This window comes from Halorubrum sp. SS7, from assembly GCF_005435055.1.
In the GTDB taxonomy this organism is placed as follows: Archaea; Halobacteriota; Halobacteria; order Halobacteriales; family Haloferacaceae; genus Halorubrum; species Halorubrum salinarum.
Genome location: NZ_SGXV01000752.1, coordinates 1 through 216 on the forward strand (window position 1 = coordinate 1; position 216 = coordinate 216).

Sequence of the window (216 nt, forward strand, 5' to 3'; positions counted from 1 at the left end):
GGTCGAGATGCTCTCGAACACCGACCTGTACGCCGACGGCGCGTTCGACGACGCGGTCCGGACGGTCCTCGGTGACCTCGACCGCGTCCGGGACGTGCTCTCGCCGTATCAGGACAAGGTCGACGACGAGTACGTCCCCTTCAACCCGGTCTGTGAGGCGTGCGGGAAGATTACGGAGACGGTGACGGGGATCGACCTCGAAAGCGAGACCGTCGA

1 pseudogene is annotated in these 216 nt (G+C 65.3%); it reads left to right on the top strand.

The annotated features are described in order from the left end of the window. Nucleotides 1-216 (top strand): annotated as a pseudogene (locus EXE44_RS19820) (lysine--tRNA ligase); the annotation flags it as partial.